The 20,306-nt window shown below is 71.6% G+C and carries 19 protein-coding genes; 4 read left to right on the top strand and 15 right to left on the bottom strand.

Annotated elements, in window-relative coordinates; translation table 11 throughout:
- Positions 1-47 precede the first annotated feature (47 nt).
- On the top strand, positions 48-2,624 hold the full coding sequence (locus tag AC07DO_RS14625; RefSeq protein ID WP_479059645.1) for an NACHT domain-containing protein: 2,577 nt from the start codon (positions 48-50) through the stop codon (positions 2,622-2,624).
- 83 nt (positions 2,625-2,707) lie between these two features.
- Here the strand turns inward: AC07DO_RS14625 and AC07DO_RS14620 are convergent, their stop codons facing one another.
- The gene (locus tag AC07DO_RS14620; RefSeq protein WP_479059643.1) at positions 2,708-5,236 is read right to left on the bottom strand and encodes an ATP-dependent Clp protease ATP-binding subunit; all 2,529 of its coding nucleotides are present in this window, start codon (positions 5,234-5,236) and stop codon (positions 2,708-2,710) included.
- A 441-nt stretch (positions 5,237-5,677) separates the two neighbouring features.
- Here AC07DO_RS14620 and AC07DO_RS14615 point away from each other — a divergent pair, with 441 nt between their 5' ends.
- Positions 5,678-6,268, top strand: a complete 591-nt coding sequence (locus AC07DO_RS14615) for an SCO3374 family protein (protein WP_479059641.1) — start codon at positions 5,678-5,680, stop codon at positions 6,266-6,268.
- Here the strand turns inward: AC07DO_RS14615 and AC07DO_RS14610 are convergent.
- From AC07DO_RS14610 to AC07DO_RS14560, 11 genes are all read right to left on the bottom strand, one after another.
- Positions 6,247-6,585 carry a histone-like nucleoid-structuring protein Lsr2 gene (locus AC07DO_RS14610; protein ID WP_098243998.1) on the bottom strand — a complete coding sequence of 113 codons (339 nt, stop codon included), beginning with the start codon at positions 6,583-6,585 and terminating at the stop codon, positions 6,247-6,249. The two genes, AC07DO_RS14615 and AC07DO_RS14610, sit on opposite strands and share 22 nt — an antisense overlap.
- Positions 6,586-6,828: 243 nt before the next feature.
- The gene (locus tag AC07DO_RS14605) at positions 6,829-7,380 is read right to left on the bottom strand and encodes an amino-acid N-acetyltransferase (protein WP_150185473.1); all 552 of its coding nucleotides are present in this window, start codon (positions 7,378-7,380) and stop codon (positions 6,829-6,831) included.
- A gap of 10 nt (positions 7,381-7,390) precedes the next feature.
- Positions 7,391-7,903 (bottom strand): BlaI/MecI/CopY family transcriptional regulator, encoded by a 513-nt coding sequence (locus tag AC07DO_RS14600; RefSeq protein ID WP_479059747.1) that lies wholly within the window; start codon positions 7,901-7,903, stop codon positions 7,391-7,393.
- 191 nt (positions 7,904-8,094) lie between these two features.
- Positions 8,095-8,274, bottom strand: coding sequence for a hypothetical protein (locus AC07DO_RS14595; protein ID WP_479059639.1), 180 nt, complete (start codon positions 8,272-8,274; stop codon positions 8,095-8,097).
- 14 nt (positions 8,275-8,288) lie between these two features.
- Positions 8,289-9,041: a hypothetical protein gene (locus AC07DO_RS14590; RefSeq protein WP_479059637.1), complete on the bottom strand. Its 753-nt coding sequence runs from the start codon at positions 9,039-9,041 to the stop codon at positions 8,289-8,291.
- 514 nt (positions 9,042-9,555) lie between these two features.
- A complete protein-coding gene (locus AC07DO_RS14585; RefSeq protein WP_479059635.1) occupies positions 9,556-9,741 on the bottom strand; it encodes a hypothetical protein in 186 nt (61 codons plus the stop codon).
- Between the two features lie 129 nt (positions 9,742-9,870).
- A complete protein-coding gene (locus AC07DO_RS14580; RefSeq protein ID WP_150170621.1) occupies positions 9,871-10,677 on the bottom strand; it encodes a type III pantothenate kinase in 807 nt (268 codons plus the stop codon).
- On the bottom strand, positions 10,677-11,675 hold the full coding sequence (gene nadC, locus AC07DO_RS14575; protein ID WP_479059633.1) for a carboxylating nicotinate-nucleotide diphosphorylase: 999 nt from the start codon (positions 11,673-11,675) through the stop codon (positions 10,677-10,679). The genes AC07DO_RS14580 and nadC overlap by 1 nt, the downstream gene beginning before the upstream one ends.
- A gap of 2 nt (positions 11,676-11,677) precedes the next feature.
- Positions 11,678-13,393, bottom strand: coding sequence for an L-aspartate oxidase (locus AC07DO_RS14570; RefSeq protein WP_479059631.1), 1,716 nt, complete (start codon positions 13,391-13,393; stop codon positions 11,678-11,680).
- A gap of 55 nt (positions 13,394-13,448) precedes the next feature.
- Positions 13,449-14,459 carry a pantoate--beta-alanine ligase gene (panC, locus tag AC07DO_RS14565; RefSeq protein ID WP_479059629.1) on the bottom strand — a complete coding sequence of 337 codons (1,011 nt, stop codon included), beginning with the start codon at positions 14,457-14,459 and terminating at the stop codon, positions 13,449-13,451.
- Entirely contained in the window at positions 14,456-15,406 is a 951-nt protein-coding gene (locus tag AC07DO_RS14560) for a Rossmann-like and DUF2520 domain-containing protein (protein ID WP_479059627.1), read from the bottom strand. Before AC07DO_RS14560 ends, panC begins: the two co-directional genes overlap by 4 nt.
- Positions 15,407-15,553: 147 nt before the next feature.
- Between AC07DO_RS14560 and AC07DO_RS14555 the strand changes: the two genes are divergently transcribed.
- Positions 15,554-16,726, top strand: coding sequence for a threonine aldolase family protein (locus AC07DO_RS14555; RefSeq protein WP_479059626.1), 1,173 nt, complete (start codon positions 15,554-15,556; stop codon positions 16,724-16,726).
- Here AC07DO_RS14555 and AC07DO_RS14550 read toward each other — a convergent pair.
- Complete coding sequence (locus tag AC07DO_RS14550) at positions 16,683-16,910, bottom strand: hypothetical protein (protein WP_479059624.1); 228 nt, start codon at positions 16,908-16,910, stop codon at positions 16,683-16,685. The genes AC07DO_RS14555 and AC07DO_RS14550 overlap by 44 nt on opposite strands.
- Before the next feature lie 238 nt (positions 16,911-17,148).
- On the opposite strand from AC07DO_RS14550, the gene AC07DO_RS14545 reads away from it, so the two are divergent.
- Entirely contained in the window at positions 17,149-18,255 is a 1,107-nt protein-coding gene (locus tag AC07DO_RS14545) for a DUF5937 family protein (RefSeq protein WP_479059622.1), read from the top strand.
- A gap of 25 nt (positions 18,256-18,280) precedes the next feature.
- Here AC07DO_RS14545 and AC07DO_RS14540 read toward each other — a convergent pair whose 3' ends face one another.
- Positions 18,281-18,952: a response regulator transcription factor gene (locus tag AC07DO_RS14540; protein WP_385930544.1), complete on the bottom strand. Its 672-nt coding sequence runs from the start codon at positions 18,950-18,952 to the stop codon at positions 18,281-18,283.
- A gap of 63 nt (positions 18,953-19,015) precedes the next feature.
- On the bottom strand, positions 19,016-20,218 hold the full coding sequence (locus tag AC07DO_RS14535) for a sensor histidine kinase (RefSeq protein ID WP_479059620.1): 1,203 nt from the start codon (positions 20,216-20,218) through the stop codon (positions 19,016-19,018).
- Positions 20,219-20,306: the final 88 nt, after the last annotated feature.

Here is a 20,306-nt window from a genome sequence, read left to right as displayed (position 1 = left end):
CGGTTGAATCGACGTCCGCCTTCGCGACTCCCAGGGACCCCGATGCCATGGAGCCCGTAGTACGCACCCCCTCGGCCCGCGCCATGCCCCTCGTACAACGGTTCTTCCGCGCCCCGTCCCGGCCCCCCACCACGCCCGACCTGATCGCCGCCCTCACCACCTGGCGCGGCCCCGACGCGCCCGCCGACCCCGACCACGTCCACCGCACCGCCGCCGAATTCATCCAGCTCGCCGCGGAACGGCACACCGCGCCGACCGGTGAACTCCCCGCCGTCGCCGACGTACTGACCCGCACGCTCCTGGCCATCGGCGAGCTCGACCTCACCGACGCCGACGCCGTGCGCCTGGGACCGCAGGACTACGCGCGGCGGCTGCGCGGCGCCGTGCAGGGCGCGGACCGCGGTCTGAGCCCCGGCGCCGCCTGGTTCCACGACGAGCTGCTCGTCGCCGTCTGTCTGCACGTGCTGCACCACTTCGTGCGCCGCTCCCCGTACATCCAGCGCCACATGCCGGAGCGCGCCAGCCGCGTCCGTCAGCTCGTCGACCTCAACGACGCCGAGGTGGCGGCCGCCGCCCGGCGCAGCGAACCCTCCCGTGAGGACGCCGAGTTCGAGGCAGCGTACGCGCAGGAGGTCGTGCGCCAGCACGGCTGGCTGACCATCGTGGGCGTCGACTTCGCCAACGCACCCGACCGGTGGCCACTCGAGGACACCTATCTCAGCCTCCAGGCGGAGGAGAGCAGCGGCGGCCCCGCCTCGGCGGCGGGTGCGCACCAGCGCACCGTACTCCTCGCCGACCGGGCCCTGGAGGGGCACGAGCGGGTGCTGCTGCGCGGTGTCGCGGGCTCCGGGAAGACGACGCTCGTGCAGCGGCTGGCCGTGGACGCGGCCCGTGACGGGGCGCGTGTGCCGTTCGTCCTGCCCGTTCGCCGCTTCGCCCGCGAGGGCTTCCCCGCCCCCGACGACTTCCTGCGCGCCGTGCGCCACCCGCTGGCCGACCGGGAGCCCGAGGGATGGGTCGTGCGGACCCTCCTCGCGGGCCGCGCCCTGCTCCTGGTCGACGGGATCGACGAGGCGCCCGAGGAGACCCGCGGCGCCCTGCGCGACCAGCTCCGCCGGCTCCTGCGCATCTTCTCCGGCACCGCCTGCCTGGTCACCTCGCGGCCCTCCGCCGTCGAGGACGGCTGGCTCTCCCAGGAACGCCTCGCCGAGGAGGGGTTCACGGAACTGTCCCTGGCCCCCATGTCCCGCGACCAGGTCACCCACTTCATCCGCGACTGGCACACCGCGGCGATGGGCGACGAACAGTGCAGGGAACAGCGGGACCGGGACGCCCTCAAGGAGTACGAGCAGCGCCTGCTGCACTCCGTACGCATCTACCGCGAGCTGCGCCGCCTCGCCACCAACCCCTTGATGTGCGGCCTCATATGCGCCCTCAACCGGGACCGCTCCGGCTCCCTGCCCAAGGGCCGCAAGGAGCTCTACGACGCCGCCCTGGAGATGCTCCTGCAGCGCCGCGACCCGGAGAGGGACGTGCTGTACGCCGATGACGTACGGCTCCAGCAGGGCGCCCGCGAGCTGCTCCTGCGCAAGCTCGCCCTCGCCATGCTCGACGAGGGCCTCTCGGAGCTGCCGCGCCACCGCGTCATCGACGTCCTGAACGCCGCCCTGCCCGCCATTCCCTCGGCCCGAGCCGCGGGCGACGGCGAGAAGATCTTCCGGCATCTGCTGCACCGCACCGGGCTGCTGCGCGAGCAGGCGGGCGTCTCGGTCGACTTCATCCACCGCACGTTCCAGGACTACCTGGCCGCCAAGGAGATCGTGGCCCGCGGCCGACTGGGCACCCTCGTCGACCACGCCCACCAGCCGGAGTGGGAGGAGGTCATCCGCATGTCCGCCGCCCACGCCCGCCCCGACGAGTGCGCCGCCTTCCTGGAGCGCCTGCTTGCCGCCGCCCCCGGCCTGCGCAGGCCGCACGTCAACCACCGGCGCCTGATGGCCGCGGCCTGCCTGGAACACGTCAGCGAGCTAGACCCGGCCGTCCAGGAACTCGTCCACCGGCGCACGAAGAACCTCCTGCGCCCCACCACCGAGCAGGGCGCCCGCAGCCTCGGCTGGGTCGGCCCCATCGTCCTGGAGCAGCTGCCGGACCCCGAGCAGGTGACCGGCGACCAGCAGGCGCTGCTCCTCGCCATCACGGCGACCCGCGTCCAGGAGGACGCGGCGATCGACTACCTGGCCCGGCTGCGCGGCCGCTCCTCCCTCGCCATCCGCACCGAGCTGGCCCGCCCCTGGCGGCACTTCGACACCGAGCGGTACGCGCGCGAGATCATCGCCCACCTCGATCCGGCGGGCCTGTACTTCCCGGTGTCCGACGCGGCCGAGCTGGCCGCCCTGCGCGGTCTCGGCGGGCGGCCCCGCATCCAGGTGGCCGGTGTCATGCGCACCGACGAACTCCTCGCGGGCCTCGTCCCCGAGCGGCTCACCCACCTGTGGATCAACGCGGAGCTGCCCGACCAGGACATGTCGTGGCTGGCCCGCTTCCCCGGCCTGCACGTCCTGCGCGTCAACCCGCGCCTGCCGCGCGTACGGAACGTACCGGAGGGCGTCACGATCACGGCGTGAGCACGGCATGCGGAAGGGGCTGCCCCGGAACCGTGTGAAACGGTCCGGGGCAGCCCCTTCGAACGGTCAGCCCTGGGTGGGCGTCACGCGTCCTTGCTCAGGTTCGGGCCCGCGCCGCCACCGGCGGCCGACTCGATCGGCGGCACGTCGGGCAGCGCCGCCTTCTCCTCGCCACGGAAGGTGAACGTGGCGGTCTCGCCCTCGCCCTCCGTGTCGACGACCACGATGTGGCCGGGACGCAGCTCGCCGAAGAGGATCTTCTCGGAGAGGGTGTCCTCGACCTCGCGCTGGATCGTGCGCCGCAGCGGACGCGCGCCGAGCACCGGGTCGTAGCCCTTCTTCGAGAGGAGGTCCTTCGCGGACTGGGAGAGCTCGATGCCCATGTCCCGGTCCTTCAGGCGCTCGTCCACCTTGGTGATCATCAGGTCGACGATCTGGAGGATGTCGTCCTGGCTGAGCTGCGGGAAGACGACGACGTCGTCCACGCGGTTCAGGAACTCCGGGCGGAAGTGCTGCTTCAGCTCGTCGCTGACCTTGTTCTTCATCCGCTCGTAGTTGGACTTCGTGTCGCCCTGGGCCGCGAAGCCCAGGTTGAAGCCCTTCGAGATGTCACGGGTTCCAAGGTTGGTCGTCATGATGATGACCGTGTTCTTGAAGTCCACGACGCGGCCCTGGGAGTCGGTCAGGCGACCGTCCTCCAGGATCTGCAGGAGCGAGTTGAAGATGTCCGGGTGGGCCTTCTCGACCTCGTCGAAGAGGACGACGGAGAACGGCTTGCGACGGACCTTCTCGGTCAGCTGGCCGCCCTCTTCGTAGCCCACGTAACCGGGGGGCGAACCGAAGAGACGCGAGACCGTGTGCTTCTCGCTGAACTCCGACATGTCGAGGGAGATCAGCGCGTCCTCGTCGCCGAAGAGGAACTCGGCGAGCGCCTTGGACAGCTCGGTCTTACCGACACCGGACGGGCCGGCGAAGATGAACGAGCCACCGGGACGCTTCGGGTCCTTCAGGCCCGCACGCGTACGCCGGATCGCCTTCGAGAGCGCCTTGACGGCGTCCTTCTGGCCGATGACGCGCTTGTGGAGCTCGTCCTCCATGCGCAGCAGGCGGCTCGACTCCTCCTCGGTCAGCTTGAAGACCGGGATGCCGGTGGCGGTCGCGAGGACCTCGGCGATCAGCTCGCCGTCGACCTCGGCGACGACGTCCATGTCGCCGGCCTTCCACTCCTTCTCCCGCTTGGCCTTGGCGGCCAGGAGCTGCTTCTCCTTGTCGCGGAGGGAGGCGGCCTTCTCGAAGTCCTGCGAGTCGATCGCGGACTCCTTGTCGCGGCGGACGCCCGCGATCTTCTCGTCGAACTCGCGGAGGTCCGGCGGCGCGGTCATCCGGCGGATGCGCATCCGGGAACCGGCCTCGTCGATCAGGTCGATCGCCTTGTCCGGCAGGAAGCGGTCCGAGATGTACCGGTCGGCCAGCGTGGCGGCCTGCACCAGGGCCTCGTCCGTGATGGAGACGCGGTGGTGCGCCTCGTACCGGTCGCGGAGGCCCTTGAGGATCTCGATGGTGTGCGGCAGCGACGGCTCCGCGACCTGGATGGGCTGGAAGCGGCGCTCGAGCGCGGCGTCCTTCTCCAGGTGCTTGCGGTACTCGTCGAGCGTGGTCGCACCGATGGTCTGCAGCTCACCGCGGGCCAGCATCGGCTTGAGGATGCTGGCGGCGTCGATCGCGCCCTCGGCGGCACCCGCACCCACCAGGGTGTGGAGCTCGTCGATGAACAGGATGATGTCGCCGCGGGTGCGGATCTCCTTGAGGACCTTCTTCAGACGCTCCTCAAAGTCACCGCGGTAGCGGGAGCCCGCGACCAGCGCGCCGAGGTCCAGGGTGTAGAGGTGCTTGTCCTTGAGGGTCTCGGGCACCTCACCCTTGACGATGGCCTGGGCGAGACCCTCGACGACGGCGGTCTTGCCGACGCCGGGCTCACCGATCAGGACCGGGTTGTTCTTCGTACGGCGGGACAGCACCTGCATGACCCGCTCGATCTCCTTCTCGCGCCCGATGACCGGGTCGAGCTTGGACTCACGAGCGGCCTGGGTGAGGTTCCGGCCGAACTGGTCGAGGACCAGGGACGTGGAGGGCGTGCCCTCGGCAGGACCGCCGGCGGTGGCGGTCTCCTTGCCCTGGTAACCGGAGAGCAGCTGGATGACCTGCTGCCGCACCCGGTTGAGGTCGGCACCCAGCTTGACCAGGACCTGGGCGGCGACGCCCTCGCCCTCACGGATCAGGCCGAGCAGGATGTGCTCCGTGCCGATGTAGTTGTGGCCCAGCTGAAGGGCCTCGCGGAGCGAAAGCTCCAGGACCTTCTTGGCACGAGGGGTGAAGGGAATGTGACCGGACGGAGCCTGCTGGCCCTGCCCGATGATCTCCTCCACCTGCTGGCGGACCGCCTCGAGCGAAATCCCGAGGCTCTCCAGGGCCTTAGCGGCGACACCCTCGCCCTCGTGGATCAAGCCCAGGAGGATGTGCTCGGTGCCGATGTAGTTGTGGTTGAGCATCCGGGCTTCTTCCTGAGCCAGGACGACAACCCGCCGCGCGCGGTCGGTGAACCTCTCGAACATCGTTAATCGCTCCTCAGAGCGGTCAGGCAGTAAAGGGGTCGGTCCCCTCCCTGTCCTTCCGCAGCTTAGTCCCGCAAGCGGGGACCGCTCATTCCAACTGCCGACACCCGGACCCCAACTCGGAGGATCTCCTGACCCCGAACGCCGACAACTGCTCCAACCCGATGGTGCGAGACGATGTTCCCGCAGGCCAGGCAGTTACCCCCACCAGCACTACGCCGATGGCGAACGTGTGGCGCCCGGGACCGCGTGTCGCCCCTCCCCACTAGGGATGTCTTACCCGTAAGGACTGACACTCCATGCGGCGCGCCCCGGTTCCCTCAGCTACGGGCGAACACCCTTGCGTCGCCGAGTACGCCTTGACGCCTCCTTTTCGGGCACGGCGCGCATTCGTGCCGCCACCCTGCGTAACCCATGCGCCGTTGCGACTGTTGCTCCGGCATGGCCCCCACAGTTCCTCAGCCCCGGACACCGGTCGAGCAGAGCGCCCCGGTGCGGCAGTGGTACGAGAACGAGCTCGGCTGGGCGACCGCCCCCGGGCCCGGACCCGCGCAGCTCCTGACGGGACTGCGCTTCGACGTCCTGGAACTACCCGCGGAGGCGGGTTTCGCGGCGCTGCGCCACCTCGGGCCGAAGGCTCCGGTGGCCCTGCACGGGGAAACGATGCGCCTCCTGGTGAGCGCCGGCAGCGCGGACGAGCTGCCGGGGCTGCTCGACTGGCTGGAGTGGGGACACATCCCCCTCGGGCTCACCGCGGTCGGGGCGGGCGGGCGGATCGGCGCGCCGACGCCCCCGGGGTGGTCCGGCTCGCGGGGGGCCGCCGTCTGGCTGCGACCCCCGGAGCCCGGCTGTGAGGTGGAGCCGACGCTGCCCGCGCCGCCGTCCCTGCCCGGGGTGGGGGGAGGAGGGACTGCGCACCACAGCGATCCCGCCGTGGGCTCCGGTCTCGTACGACTCGTGGACACGGCGGCGACGCAGTGCCACCGGGTCCGGCTGCGGCGTCGCAGCCGTCAGCCGTTGGCCTTCTCGTAGGCCTCGCGAATGGACGCGGGAACGCGGCCGCGGTCGTTGACCTCGAAACCGTTCTCCTTCGCCCAGGCACGAATGGCGGCCGTGTCCTGGCCACCGCTCGCCGCCGCGGCGCGCGCCTTGCCGCGACCGCCCGAACCGCGGCCACCGGTACGCCGGCCGGCCTTGACGAAGTCCTCAAGGGCGCCACGGAGCTTGTCCGCGTTGGCCGTGGTGAGGTCGATCTCGTAGGACTTGCCGTCCAGCGCAAACGTCACGGTCTCGTCTGCCTCGCCACCGTCGAGGTCATCGACAAGAAGGACCTGAACCTTCTGTGCCACCGGATTTCCTTTCATCGATAACTGTGAGACCGGGCCGCAAGCCGCACGACACGCGCCGTCGATTCACCGGCCCCTGTTATATGCAGTACTGCAGTACGTCGGAAAGCAAACCGCTTTTGCTGGAAAAACACAAACCCCTGGGAGAGACCGGGCACCCCTAGAACCCTGGAAACGTGCGCGTTTCGGACATAGCCCACCTGGGCAGGGACGGTCTGGAATACCGCGTGACGATCCGCGTGACGATCACAGATGCAGAAGCATCCGGCTGTTGCCCAAGGTGTTCGGTTTCACTCGTTCGAGGCCGAGGAACTCGGCGACGCCCTCGTCATAGGAACGCAGGAGCTCGCTGTAGACATCTCCGTCGACCGGAGTCTCGCCGATCTCCACGAAGCCGTGCTTCGCGAAGAAGTCGACTTCGAAGGTGAGACAGAAAACCTTGCGGACGCCGAGCCACCCGGCGGTCTGCAGCAACTTGCCCAACAGCTGATGCCCCACTCCGGCACCCCTGACCTCGGGATTCACCGCGAGTGTGCGCACTTCGGCGAGGTCTTCCCACATGACGTGCAGAGCGCCGCAGCCCACCAACTCCGCGTTGTCGTCGCGTTCCGCCACCCAGAACTCCTGGATGTCCTCGTAAAGCGTCACCGTCGCTTTGTCCAGGAGGATCCGCTCGCGGACGTAGGAGTCGAGGAGGCGACGGACGCCCGGCACATCGGAGGTTCGCGCCCTCCGGACGGAGACTGCTTTTGCACTGAGTTCGCTGAGTTCGTTGCGTTCGGGGACCTCTGCTGGCATGAAGGGGACGCTATCGCTCTGCTCCGCGCTCGACGGAGGCGGGGTTCTCGGGGGGCGGGACTACTTCAGGGCGTTGCGCGACTTCGGAGCGTTGCGCGACTTCGGAGCCTTGCGCGACTTCGGGGCGTTGCGCGACTTCGGGGCGTTGCGCGAGTTCAGGGCGTTGCGTGACTTCGGGGCCTTGGACGATACGCATCGCGTCGCTCAGCGCTTCCCGCTGTTCCGCCGACATCATGCCGAAGAAGGCGACGAGTGCGGCGGCGGGGTTGTCGCTCTGCGACCAGGCTTCGTTCATCAGTGCGGCTGCGTAGGCGGCACGAGTGGAGACCGCCTCATATCGATAGGCGCGGCCTTCCGCTTCGCGGCGCACCCAGCCCTTCTGATGGAGATTGTCCAAAACGGTCATCACGGTCGTGTACGCGATGGACCGTTCCTCCTGAAGGTCTTCCAGGACTTCTCGAACGGTCACGGGGCGGTTCCACTTCCACACCCGCGTCATGACTGAGTCTTCGAGTTCTCCCAATGGACGAGGCACAGCAGAACAATAGTGGGAGACGTCACTATTGGCATGATGTGTGAGGGACGTGGCGTACCCCTAATTTCTGCAACAAAAAGGGCGTACGACTCGAAACGCGCGTGAGTCGTACGCCGGGGCCCGGGAGGGGCGGGGTGCTGCTGGGGCGCTGCCGTGTTTGCCGTCGGAGGCGGTGCGGGTCAGGCGTTACCGGTCTTCGGGGTCTGCCGGACGGCTTCGGCGCGGGAGATCGCGGCGTCGACGGCCGCGTCCTCCTTGGCCTTGTTGGCGCCGCCCTGGGTCTTCACGATCGTCACGATGAGCCCCGTGAAGAACACGGCCATCACTACGGGGGGCACGAGCGCGGAAACGTAGTCCATGCCTTCCAGAGTAGCTAGCCCGCGACGAGCTGGTGCGGCGGGTCCGCGGGAACGGTGGGTGCCTCGGGTGCCTTGGGCGTCCCGGGCGCCTCGGGTGCCTCGGGTGCCTCGGGCCGCCGCTTGGGTGGGAACACCTCGGCCGGGGTGGGGACGGGGCGGGGCGGTGTGGCTGCGGGGCGTTCGGAGGGCCGGCGGGGGGCGGGGGCGGCGCCCGTGGCGCGGGTCGTATGTGTGGCGCTGGTGGCATGTGTGGCGCTGGTGGCGCTGGTGGCGCTCGTGGATTCCAGCCCTCCTGGGAGGGCGAGGAGGTGGGCGCGCGAGGCCGGGATGGGGAGGGGGCTCCTCGCGGGGGCGGCCGGGACGGCCCGGCCTGCGAGGCGGGCGCGTACGGCTCGCTCGGCGATGACGCGGCAGCGGTCGACCAGGGCGGCCGCGGTGGGGTTGCCGCGCAGGGCGCGCAGGGCGGCGAGGTCGTCGGAGGTCGGCTGGTAGCCGCCGCTCAGGACGTCGTCGAGGAGGGCGAGGTAGCCGGAGGCGGTGCCGGGGAGGGCGGCGCGGTAGCGGGCGAGATCGGCCACCAGGAAGGCGCGCAGCCTGGCGCCCTCGCGCACCGCTTCGTCGACCGATTCGGCGAGCCGGAGGCAGTCCTGGACGTCCTCGTCGCGGACGGGGCTGGGGTGCAGGGCGAGACCCAGGGCGCGACGGAGCACACGCAGCTCCTCCGCACTGAAGGCCATGCCGCCCCGGGATCCGTATGGCGTGGGCATGGACTGACGATACGCGCTAATCGGACAAAATCCGCTTAACGCCAATTCTGGCGGGTCGTCTGGGGTGGGGGTCGCCTGTTGTCCGTCTGTGGGGGCGGGGCCGCGGGGGTATGTGCGTACTCGCCATCCCTGCGCCCCGCCCGACATTCCTGACCGGGACGGTGTGCTCGGTGCTCCGTGCGCACATACCCCCACGTCCCCTCGGGCACGCGAGCGGCTGCGGGCGAGTGGGGGGGGGCCGCCCCTACCTGCGCGGGGCGGGCGGGGACCATCCGCCGCGAAGCGGCGGGGTTGGGGGTTCTGCCCGCGCAGGACGGTGCGGGGTAAACGGGCGGGCGGGCGGGGAGCATCCGCCGCGAAGCGGCGGGGTTGGGGGTTCTGCCCGCGCAGGGCGGTGCGGGGTGAACGGGTGGGTGGGTGGGAGTGATCCGCCGCGGAGCGGCGGGGTTGGGGCTCCTACCCGCGCGGGGCGGTGAGGGGGATGTAAACCCCACCCACCCCACCCCGCAGGGCCTCAGTCCGCGCGGCGGCGGGCCAGCGCGTAGGCCACCGCCCCGATACCGAGCGCCGCGACCGCCACGACGGCGAGCCAGGGAAGAACCCCCGCCCCGGCCCCCGCGAGGGGGGACGAGGACGGCACGGCCGCGTGGGCGACCGGCGCGGGCCCACCGAGCACCACCCCCAGCACCACAACGCCCACCCACAGTCGCCTCTTGTGCCTCATCCGCCCCAGCCCGCCCCACACGCACTCAAGTCCCCGTCCAGCGCAGACTCTTGCAGAAGCGGAGGCTCAGTGCACACATGCCGGTCGCCAATCGGCTGCAATCGGTCAGCTACGGGCAACGTTCCGCTCGTAGACGAGCCGAAGCCCGATCAGCGTCAGCCACGGTTCGTGCTCGTCGATGACCGAGGCCTCCCCGAGGACCATGGGTGCCAGGCCACCCGTGGCGATGACCGTGACGTCGTCGGGGTCGCCGCCCGCGCCCGCCAGTTCGCGGGCCATCCGGTTCACGACCCCGTCGACCTGCCCCGCGAAGCCGTACAGGATGCCCGCCTGCATGGCCTCCACCGTGTTCTTGCCGATGACGCTGCGCGGCCGGGCCAGTTCGATCTTCCGGAGCTGAGCTCCTCGTACACCGAGGGCCTCCACGGAGATCTCGATGCCGGGGGCGATCACCCCGCCCGCGTACTCCCCCCGCGCGGAGACCGCGTCGAAGGTCGTGGCGGTGCCGAAGTCGACGACGATCGCCGGTCCGCCGTACAGCTCGACCGCCGCCACCGCGTTGATGATGCGGTCGGCGCCGACCTCCTTGGGGTTGTCCATGAGGATCGGGACGCCGGTCTTGATGCCGGGCTCGACGAGGACGGCGGGGACGTCTCCGTAGTAGCGACGCGTGACCTCGCGCAGTTCGTGCAGGACCGAGGGGACGGTCGAGCAGATGGCGATGCCGTCGATGCCGTCGCCGAGCTCGTCGCCGAGCAGTGGGTGCATGCCCATCAGGCCGTTGAGGAGCACGGCGAGTTCGTCGGCGGTGCGGCGCGCGTCCGTGGAGATGCGCCAGTGCTCGACGATGTCCTCACCGTCGAAGAGGCCGAGGACGGTGTGGGTGTTGCCCACGTCGATGGTCAGCAGCATCAGTCGCGCACCGCTTCTCGCAGGTCGAGTCCGATGTCGAGGATCGGGGACGAGTGGGTGAGGGCGCCCACGGCGAGGTAGTCGACGCCCGTCTCGGCGTACGCCCTGGCGTTCTCCAGGGTGAGGCGGCCCGAGGACTCCAGGAACGCGCGGCCGTCGACGAGGGCGACGGCCTCCTCCGTCTCGCCGGGCGTGAAGTTGTCCAGGAGGATGAGGTCGGCGCCCGCGTCGACGACCTCACGGAGCTGGTGGAGCGTGTCGACCTCGACCTCGACGGCCAGCCCGGGGAACTGCTCGCGCACGGCCTTGAAGGCCTCGGCGACGCCGCCCGCGGCGACCACGTGGTTGTCCTTGACCAGGGCCGCGTCGGCGAGCGACATGCGGTGGTTGACGCCGCCGCCCATGCGGACCGCGTACTTCTCCAGGGCGCGGTAGCCCGGCGTCGTCTTGCGGGTGTCGCGGACCTTCGCCTTCGTGCCGTCCAGGACGTCCGCCCACGCGCGCGTGGCGGTCGCGATGCCGGAGAGGCGGCACAGGATGTTCAGCGCGCTGCGCTCGGCGGTGAGCAGGTCACGGGTGCGGGTGGTGACGCTGAGGAGGACGTCGCCGGCCGCGACGCGGTCACCGTCCTCGACGTGCCGCTCGACCTCGAACTCCTCCTCGCACACCACGGAGATGACGGCTTCGGCGACGCGCAGACCCGCGACGGTGCCCGCCTCGCGCGCCGCGAAGTCGGCGGTGGCGACGGCGTCCTCGGGGATGGTGGCAGCCGTGGTGACGTCCACTCCGCCCGCCAGGTCCTCCTCGATGGCCAGGTGCGCGATGTCCTCGATCTGCACGGGATCGAGGCCGGCCTCGACGAGGAGCTGTACGAGCGCGGGGTCGAGGCCGCACTCCATGGGGTCGTAGGCGTCGTCACCGCCGCAGCCGCAGGCGTCGCCGCAGCCACCGCCTGCGGCTGAGGGGGCGGCGAGGGGGAGGTCGTCGGGGGTGCTCACGGTCACTGCTCCTGGGGACTGGGACGGGTCGGAGGGAAGTCGTGGGTCTCGGTCGTGTGTGCCGCCAGGGTCCTGTCCGGATTGAGGCGTACGACGATGTGACGCCGCCAGGCCGCGTCGTCGCGGTCGGCGTGGTCCTCGCGCCAGTGGCAGCCGCGGGTCTCCTCGCGGCGCTGGGCGGCGGCCACCAGGACGCGGGCGACGCACAGGAGGTTGGTGGTCTCCCAGGTGTCGACGCCGGGTTCGGCCGTCTTGCCGTGCTCGGCGAGCGCGCCCGCGGCCTCGGCGTGGATGCGGGCCAGCTGCGCGGCGGCCTCGGTGAGGGAGGCGGCGGAGCGGAGGACTCCGGCGCCTTCGCTCATGACGCGCTGGATGGCGAAGCGGGCCTCGGCCGGCAGCAGGGGATGCGTCGGGGTCCCGGGCGGGGTGACGGGAGCCGGCACGCGCGCGTGGAGGGCGTTCTCCGCGTGGCGCGCCACGATGTCGTCGGCGATGCGCTCGGCGTAGACCAGGCCTTCGAGGAGGGAGTTGGAGGCGAGGCGGTTGGCGCCGTGCACTCCGGTGCAGGCGACCTCGCCGCAGGCGTAGAGCCCGGGGACGGTGGTGCGGCCGTGCGGGTCGGTGCGGACGCCTCCGGAGGCGTAGTGCGCGGCGGGGGCGATGGGGACGGGCTCGGTGACCGGGTCGATGCCGTGCGCGCGGCAGGCGGCGAGGATCGTCGGGAAGCGGTTCTCCCACATGTCGGCGCCGAAGTGCCGGGCGTCGAGGAACATGTGGTCCGCGCCCTTCTCCTGCATGCGGCGCGTGATGCCCTTGGCGACGATGTCGCGCGGCGCAAGCTCGGCCAGCTCGTGCTGTCCGACCATGAAGCGCACGCCGTCGGCGTCCACGAGGTGCGCGCCCTCGCCCCGGACGGCCTCGGAGACCAGCGGCTGCTGGCCCTCGGCGTCCGCGCCGAGGAAGAGCACCGTGGGGTGGAACTGCACGAATTCGAGGTCGGAGACCTCGGCGCCCGCGCGCAGGGCGAGTGCGACGCCGTCGCCCGTGGAGACGGACGGGTTCGTGGTCGCGGAGAAGACCTGGCCCATGCCGCCGGTGGCGAGGACGACCGCGGGGGCGTGGACGGCGCCCACTCCGTCGTGCTGGCCCTCGCCCATGACGTGCAGGGAGACACCCGCGGTGTGGCCGTCGGCGTCGGTGAGGAGGTCGAGGACCAGCGCGTTCTCGATCGTCGGAATGCCGCGCGCGCGGACCGCTTCGACGAGGGCGCGGGAGATCTCCGCGCCGGTCGCGTCGCCGCCCGCGTGCACGATGCGGCGACGGTGGTGGCCGCCCTCGCGGGCCAGCTCGATGACGCCTTCGGAGTCCTTGTCGAAGAGGGCGCCGGTGTCGATGAGGCGGCGTACGGCACCGGGGCCCTCGGTGACGAGGGTGCGCACGGCCTCCTCGTCGCAGAGCCCCACGCCCGCCACGAGCGTGTCGTCCAGGTGCTGTTCGGGGGTGTCGCCCTCGCCGAGCGCCGCGGCGACGCCGCCCTGCGCCCAGCGGGTGGAGCCCGCGTCCAGGCGGGCCTTGGTCACCACGACCGTCCTGAGGCCGGCGGCCGCGCCCCGCAGGGCGGCCGTCAGTCCGGCCACTCCGGAGCCGACGACCACGATGTCGGCGTCGAGGGACCAGCCGGGGGCGGGCGCGTGCAGCCGTATGCCGGTGGCGCTCATGCGGGGACTCCGTTCGCGTGGACGGCTGCTGCGGTCGGGGCCGCGCGGTGCGCGCTCATACCGAGGCTCCGAACGTCAGCGGGATGTTGTCGATGAGCCGCGTCGAGCCGACCTTGGCGGCCACGGCGAGGACGGCCTCGCCGCGGTGGCCGGGGCGTACTTCGGTGAAGTCGGCGGGATCCACCAACGTCACGTAGTCCAGCTCCAGCGGGGGGACCAGACGGGCGGCCTCGTCGAGGACGAGGCGGGCCGCGGCGACGACGGCGGTGGGTCCGCCGGTCGCGGAGGCTTCCGCGGACTCCGCCACGGCGTGGGCGTCGGCCGCCGCGCGGGACTCGCCGATCTCGTTCAGGGCGACGGCACGCGCGCGTGAGGCGGGGGCGCTGGCGGCCCGTGCGCGCAGCGCCTCTTGGGCGGCGTGCCGGTCGCGGCCGGCGAAGAGCGCCTGGGAGAGGGCGAGGGCGGTGCGCCGCTCCTCCGGGGCGAGGTAGCGGTTGCGGCTGGAGAGGGCCAGGCCGTCGTCCTCGCGGACGGTGGGGACACCGACGATCTCCACGGGGAAGTTGAGGTCGCGGACCATGCGGCGGATCAGGGCGAGCTGCTGGGCGTCCTTCTGCCCGAAGAGCGCCACGTCGGGCGCGGTGAGGTGCAGCAGTTTGGCGACGACGGTGAGCATGCCGTCGAAGTGCCCGGGGCGCGTGGCGCCTTCGAAGACGGTGCCCATGGGTCCCGCGCCGATGCGGACCTGGGGTTCGCCGCCCGGGTAGACCTCGTCCACGGAGGGGGCGAACACGACGTCCGCACCGGCCTGTTCGGCGATCTTGATGTCGGCTTCGAGGGTGCGCGGGTAGCGGTCCAGGTCCTCTCCCGCGCCGAACTGGAGCGGGTTCACGAAGACCGTGACGACGACCTCGCCCTCGGGTCCGGCGACGCGGCGGGCGGCGCGGACCAGGGAGGCGTGCCCGTCGTGCAGGGCGCCCATGGTCATGACGACGGCCCGGCGGCCCGCACGCGCGCGCGTGCGGAGCGATTCGGCGGTGTGCAGGAGTGTGGTGCGGGCGCTCATCGGGTTCCCCCTTCGGCTCCGCCGCCGGTTCCGGAGGCGCCGCTGCCTCCGTCGGCGAGCACTCCGAGGAGGTCTTCGGCTAGCTCGGGCTTGAGCAGGCCGTGGGCGAGGGCGCGGTCGGCGGTGGCGCGGGCCATCGCGAGGTATCCCGCGACGGTCTGCGGGGCGTGCTTGCGCAACTCGGCGACATGGGCGGCGACGGTGCCCGCGTCCCCGCGCGCGACGGGCCCGGTGAGCGCCGCGTCGCCCGAGCGGAGCGCGTTGTCCAGGGCGGCGCCGAGCAGCGGGCCGAGCATCCGGTCGGGGGCCGCGACGCCCGCGTCGCGCAGCAGCTCCAGGGATTCGGCGACCAGCGTCACCAGGTGGTTCGCGCCCAGGGCGAGGGCCGCGTGGTAGAGCGGGCGGCTCTCTTCGGCGATCCACTCGGGCTCGCCGCCCATCTCGATGACCAGGGCTTCCGCCGCCAGCCGCAATTCCTCGGGGGCGGTCACGCCGAAGGAGCATCCCGCGAGGCGCTGCACGTCGACGGCGGTGCCGGTGAAGGTCATGGCGGGGTGGAGCGCGAGCGGCAGGGCTCCGGCACGCAGGGCGGGTTCCAGTACCTGCGTGCCGTACCGCCCGGAGGTGTGGACGAGCAGCTGTCCGGGGCGCACGGCGCCGGTCTCGGCGAGGCCCTCGACGAGGCCGGGAAGCGCGTCGTCGGGGACGGTCAGGAGCACCAGGTCGGCGCGTTCGAGGACCTCGGCGGGCGGGACGAGGGGGACGTCGGGGAGCAGGGCGGCGGCCCGTCGCACCGACGTGTCGGACACGCCGGACACGGCCACCGGACGGTGGCCGGCGAGTTGCAGCGCCGCGGCGAGCGCGGGGCCCACCCGGCCCGCTCCCACGACTCCCACGGTGAGCCTCGCGGGGCGGTCCCGCGGGTCTGGCTGATGCGATGCGTTCACGCTGCGGCGCCTTCCGTTCCAGTCCGCTCGGGGTACCGGACGATTTCTCGTCATGTTAACGCGATTGGTTGGCGCCGCGTCTTCGGCTGTCCACAGGCTGTGGTTATTCATATGACCGGTGGGCGGTGAACGGGTCATGCTCGGAGGATGCCCTCTGAAAGCGCAGTGGAAGACCAGCCGGACCCTCGGGACACGCAGGACGCGGACGAGCTCCGGTCGGCCCGTCGCCGCGCCGCCGCCCGGACCCTGCACCGTTCCGTCCTGCACGTCCCCCTCACCGAGCGGCTGTCGGCCCTGGCCGCCGCGGCCCCCGAGGTGGTCGGTCCCGAGGAGCCCACCGACGTGTACGGCAACGCCGTCGTCGCTACCTTGGAGGGCGAGGTCGCGCGGCTGCTGGGCAAGGAGGACGCCGCGTTCTTCCCGACCGGCACGATGGCGCAGCAGGTCGCGCTGCGCTGCTGGGCGGGCCGCACGGGGAACGCGACCGTGGCACTGCATCCGAAGGCCCATCCCGAAGTGCACGAAGGGTCCGCGTTCTCCGTGGTCAGCGGGTTGCGGACGGTGCATCCGACGGAGGAGCCGCGGCTGCCCACGGCGGACGAGGTGCGGGACTTTGAAGAGCCTTTCGGGACGCTGATGCTCGAACTGCCGCTCCGGGACGCGGGTTTCGTCCTGCCGGAGTGGGAGGAACTGGAGGCGGTCGTGGCGGCGGCCCGCGAGAGGGACGCGGTCGTGCACTTCGACGGCGCCCGGCTGTGGGAGTGCACACCGCACTTCGGCCGCGGCCTCGCGGAGATCGCCGGGCTCGCCGACTCCGTGTACGTGTCGTTCTACAAGTCCCTGGAGGGCCTGAGCGGCGCCGCGCTGGCCGGCCCGCGCACGCTCGTCGAGGAGGCGAGGGTCTGGCGCCACCGCTACGGAGGGCAGCTGTTCCAGCAGTTCCCCGTCGCGGTCTCGGCCCTCCTCGGCCTGAAGCACACCCTGCCCCGGCTGCCGGAGTACGTCGCCCACGCGCGCGTGGTCGCCGCCGCGCTGCACGAGGGGTTCGCGGCCGCGGGGGTGCCCTGGTCGCGCGTGCACCCGGAGCGCCCGCACACCCACCAGTTCCAGGTGTGGCTGCCGTACGCCCCCGACGTACTGAACGAGGCCTGTCTCGGGCAGGCCGAGGAGACCGGCACGCTGCTCTTCGGGCGCTGGTTCCCGGACGGGCCGCCCAGCCTTTCGGTCACGGAGGTCACCGTGACCGGGGAGGGCCTCAAGTGGGCGGCCCATGACGTCAGGGAAGCGGTCGCGGAGTTCGTACGGCGGATCCCCGCATGAGGCGGGCCAGGGCGGCGCGGACCCTGCCGCGTGCGGGGCGTTCGGCCAGGACCGCGCGGAAGCGGCCGTAGTCGCGGACTTCGCGGACCGCCTGCCAGTCGTGCTGTCCGGGCGCGGGCGGCGTCGGTCCGCCGTGCTGCGCGGCGCGGTAGGAGTCGAGGAGGAACTGCTGGGTGACGCTCATGACGGAAACCCTCTCGGTATAAATAGTACTTAACGGACATCGATGGACCGGTCGTGCCTCGGCTCGGTCGTCGACGGTGACGGGTGGGGTGGGGAGGGCGGGTGTGTCGGTCGCGACGGCGCTGCCGTGCCTCCCGATGACCACAAGCCTGCGCCCGCCGCACCTCCCGCGTCGCGTCGATTGACGGCGCTCGTCAATCGGCGGTCGCGCTGTCAGTGGCGCGGTGCACCATGGGGCCATGAGCGTGAGCATCGACATCAGCGGGCTGGCCCAGGAGCGGATCCACGTCGTGCCCTCGCCCCTTTCCGAACTCGGCATGTCGCTGCACGCCCTGTCCGAGCCGGGCCACCACCCGGGGCTGCAGGGCTGGGTGACGGCCGTGTCCACGCGCCTGGACCCCTGCCTCGCGGACCGCCTCTGCGAGGCCGACTTCCTGTGGCGCACGACGTTCTCCGACGTCTTCGCGCCCTTCGCGGGGGTGCCGGGGCAGAGCGCGCTGCCGGGGGCCACGCTCGCCGAGGAGCTCGACCAGCTGGACAAGCTGAGCGACGAACAGTTCGTGGACGCGGCCCTGGAGTTCACCTGCCAGTCGACGTACGCGGAGCCGGACCGCAAGCTCCTCTCCGACCCCGCCGTGCAGCGGCGCGCCCTGGACCTGGCGGCCGCGCGCGGTCCGCACCAGGTGCGCTTCACCAAGCGGCTCCTCGAGGAGCCACCGGTCGTCCGCGCGTGGTTCCGCACGCTCATGGAGGACTGCGACGAGGCCTTCTTCGCCGACACCTGGGCCCGCGTGCACCACCAACTGGCCGCGGACGCCCGGCACAAGACCGAGCTGCTGCGGCGCAAGGGGCTCGCGGAGGCCCTGAAGGCCATCTCCGGAGCGGTGTCCCTGGACGAGAGCGGTCAGGTCATCACCGTGGACAAGATGTCCGACGGCCGGACCACCACCGGCTCCGGAGGCCTGACGATCGTCCCGACCAGCCTCGGCTGGCCCCACCTGTGGGTGCTGCACCGCAAGGGCTGGCAGGCGTCGATCACGTACCCGATCAGCGCCCCCGGCCTCACCGCCCCGCCCACCGTGGAGCAGCTGACCCGCCGCATGTCCGCACTCGCCCACCCGGTGCGGATGCGTCTGTGCCGCCACCTCGCGCGCGGGGCGTACACCACGAGCGAGCTGGCCGACGCGCACGGCATGACGGCGCCGGAGATATCCCGGCACCTGAGCGTCCTGAAGAAGGCGGACCTCATCACCACGCGCCGCCGGGGGCGCTACGTCCAGCACCAGCTGGACATCAGCGTCGTGTCCCGCCTGGGCAGCGACTTCATCGAGGGCGTGCTGCGCTAGAGCCCGCCGCTCCCCGACGAGCGCCCTAGGAGGCGCCCCCGGCCCGCACGAGTCCCGTCTCGTACGCGAGGACCACCACCTGCACCCGGTCCCGCAGGTCCAGCTTGGTCAGGATGCGTCCGACGTGCGTCTTCACGGTCGCCTCGGACAGGACGAGCCGGGCGGCGATCTCGCCGTTCGACAGACCCTGGGCGACCAGGATCATGACCTCGCGCTCGCGGTCGGTGAGGCGCTCCAGGTGCTTGTGCTGCGGCTGTCCCCCGGCGTTCGGCAGCATCGGCGCGAAGCGGTCGAGGAGCCGTCGCGTGGTGGACGGCGCGACCACCGCGTCACCGCTGTGCACGGAGCGGATCGCGGCGAGCAGCTCCCCCGGGGGCACGTCCTTGAGCATGAAGCCGGACGCCCCGGCCTTCAGCCCCGAGAAGGCGTACTCGTCGAGGTCGAACGTGGTCAGGATCAGCACCTTCGGCGGGTTCGCGTCCTGGCAGATGCGCCGGGTCGTCTCCACGCCGTCCAGCTTCGGCATGCGGACGTCCATCAGCACCACGTCGACCTCGGTCCCGCGCAGCACCTCCAGGGCCTCCACGCCGTCGCCCGCCTCCGCGACGACCTCCATGTCCGGCTGGGCGGCGAGCACCATCCGGAACCCGGTGCGCAGCAGCACCTGGTCGTCGACGAGCATCACGCGGATCGACATCAAGGGGGTCCTTCCGAAGGGCTGTGGGCTGTCTGCTCACATCGAGGCCGTCAGGTGGTGTGATCAGTGTGCGGGTTTCAACGGCAGCAGCGCACTGATCCGGAAGCCGCCGCCGGGCCGCGGCCCCGCGTCGAGCGTGCCGCCGACCATGCCGACCCGCTCGCGCATGCCGATGAGGCCGTGCCCGCTGCCGTCGGCGCCGCCGTCCTCGTACAGCTCGTGCGGGGCGCCCTTGCCGTCGTCCTCGACCAGCAGCCCGAGGCCGTCGTCGAAGTAGACGAGGCGGACACTCGCCCCGGCGTTCTCGCCGCCGTGCTTGCGGGTGTTGGTGAGGGCTTCCTGCACGATGCGGTACGCGGTGAGCTCGACGCCGCTGGGCAGGGGGCGCGGGGTGCCCTCCACCTTGTAGTCGACGGGCAGGCCCGCCGTGCGGACCTGTTCGATGAGGTCGTCGAGCTGCTCGACGTCGGGCTGCGGGACGTACTCGCCGCTCTCCTCGGGCTCCCCGGTGCGCAGCACCCCGAGCAGCCTGCGCATCTCCGCGAGCGCCTGACGGCCGGTGCCCGAGATGGTCTCCAGGGCCTTCTTCGCCTGGTCGGGGGCGGCGTCCATGACGTACGCGGCGCCGTCGGCCTGGACGACCATCACCGAGACGTTGTGCGCGACGACGTCGTGCAGCTCGCGGGCGATGCGGGCCCGCTCGGCCGCGACCGCGACCTTCGACTGCGCCTCGCGCTCCTTCTCCAGGCGGTCGGCGCGCTCCTCCAGCTGTGCGAGGTAGGCGCGGCGGGTGCGGATGGAGTCGCCGAGGACCCAGGCGAGCGCGAAGGGCACGATCTGGAAGAGCGTGAAGAGCACGTTGCCGAACGCGCTGGTGTTCTCGGCGGGCCAGCGCATCATGGCGAGCGGCGCGGCGCACAGGCCGCCGACCAGCGCGAACCGCGAGGCCCAGCGTTTCCCGACGGCCGCCGCCGTGTAGATGCTCACCAGCATCGCGAAGTTCGCCGGCATCTGCTCCACGTCGAGGACCAGCTGGAGGAAGCCGAGGACCGCGGCGAGCACCAACATCTTCTCGGGCATGCGGCGGCGCAGCGCCACCACCACGGACAGGCCCACGGCGATCGGGACCGCCGCGACCTCCGGGTCGTCGCCACCCGCCTCGGCCATCGTGACCAGACCGAGCCCGGAGATCCCGAGCAGGACGAAGGCCCAGAAGCCGTCGACCCATGTCGGGTGTCTGCGGAGGAAGTCATAGAGGCGCTGCACGTAACCCAGCGTAGGCAGGCGATCGGCGCCCCCGGGTCAACCGAAGGTCCGATCCGTAGCGAGTACGTGTACTCCCCAAGGTGGAGGC

The sequence above is a fragment of the Streptomyces sp. NPDC045678 genome, assembly GCF_056432085.1.
Note: the sequence above shows the minus strand (reverse complement) of the source record. Positions and strands in the feature narration are given on the sequence as shown.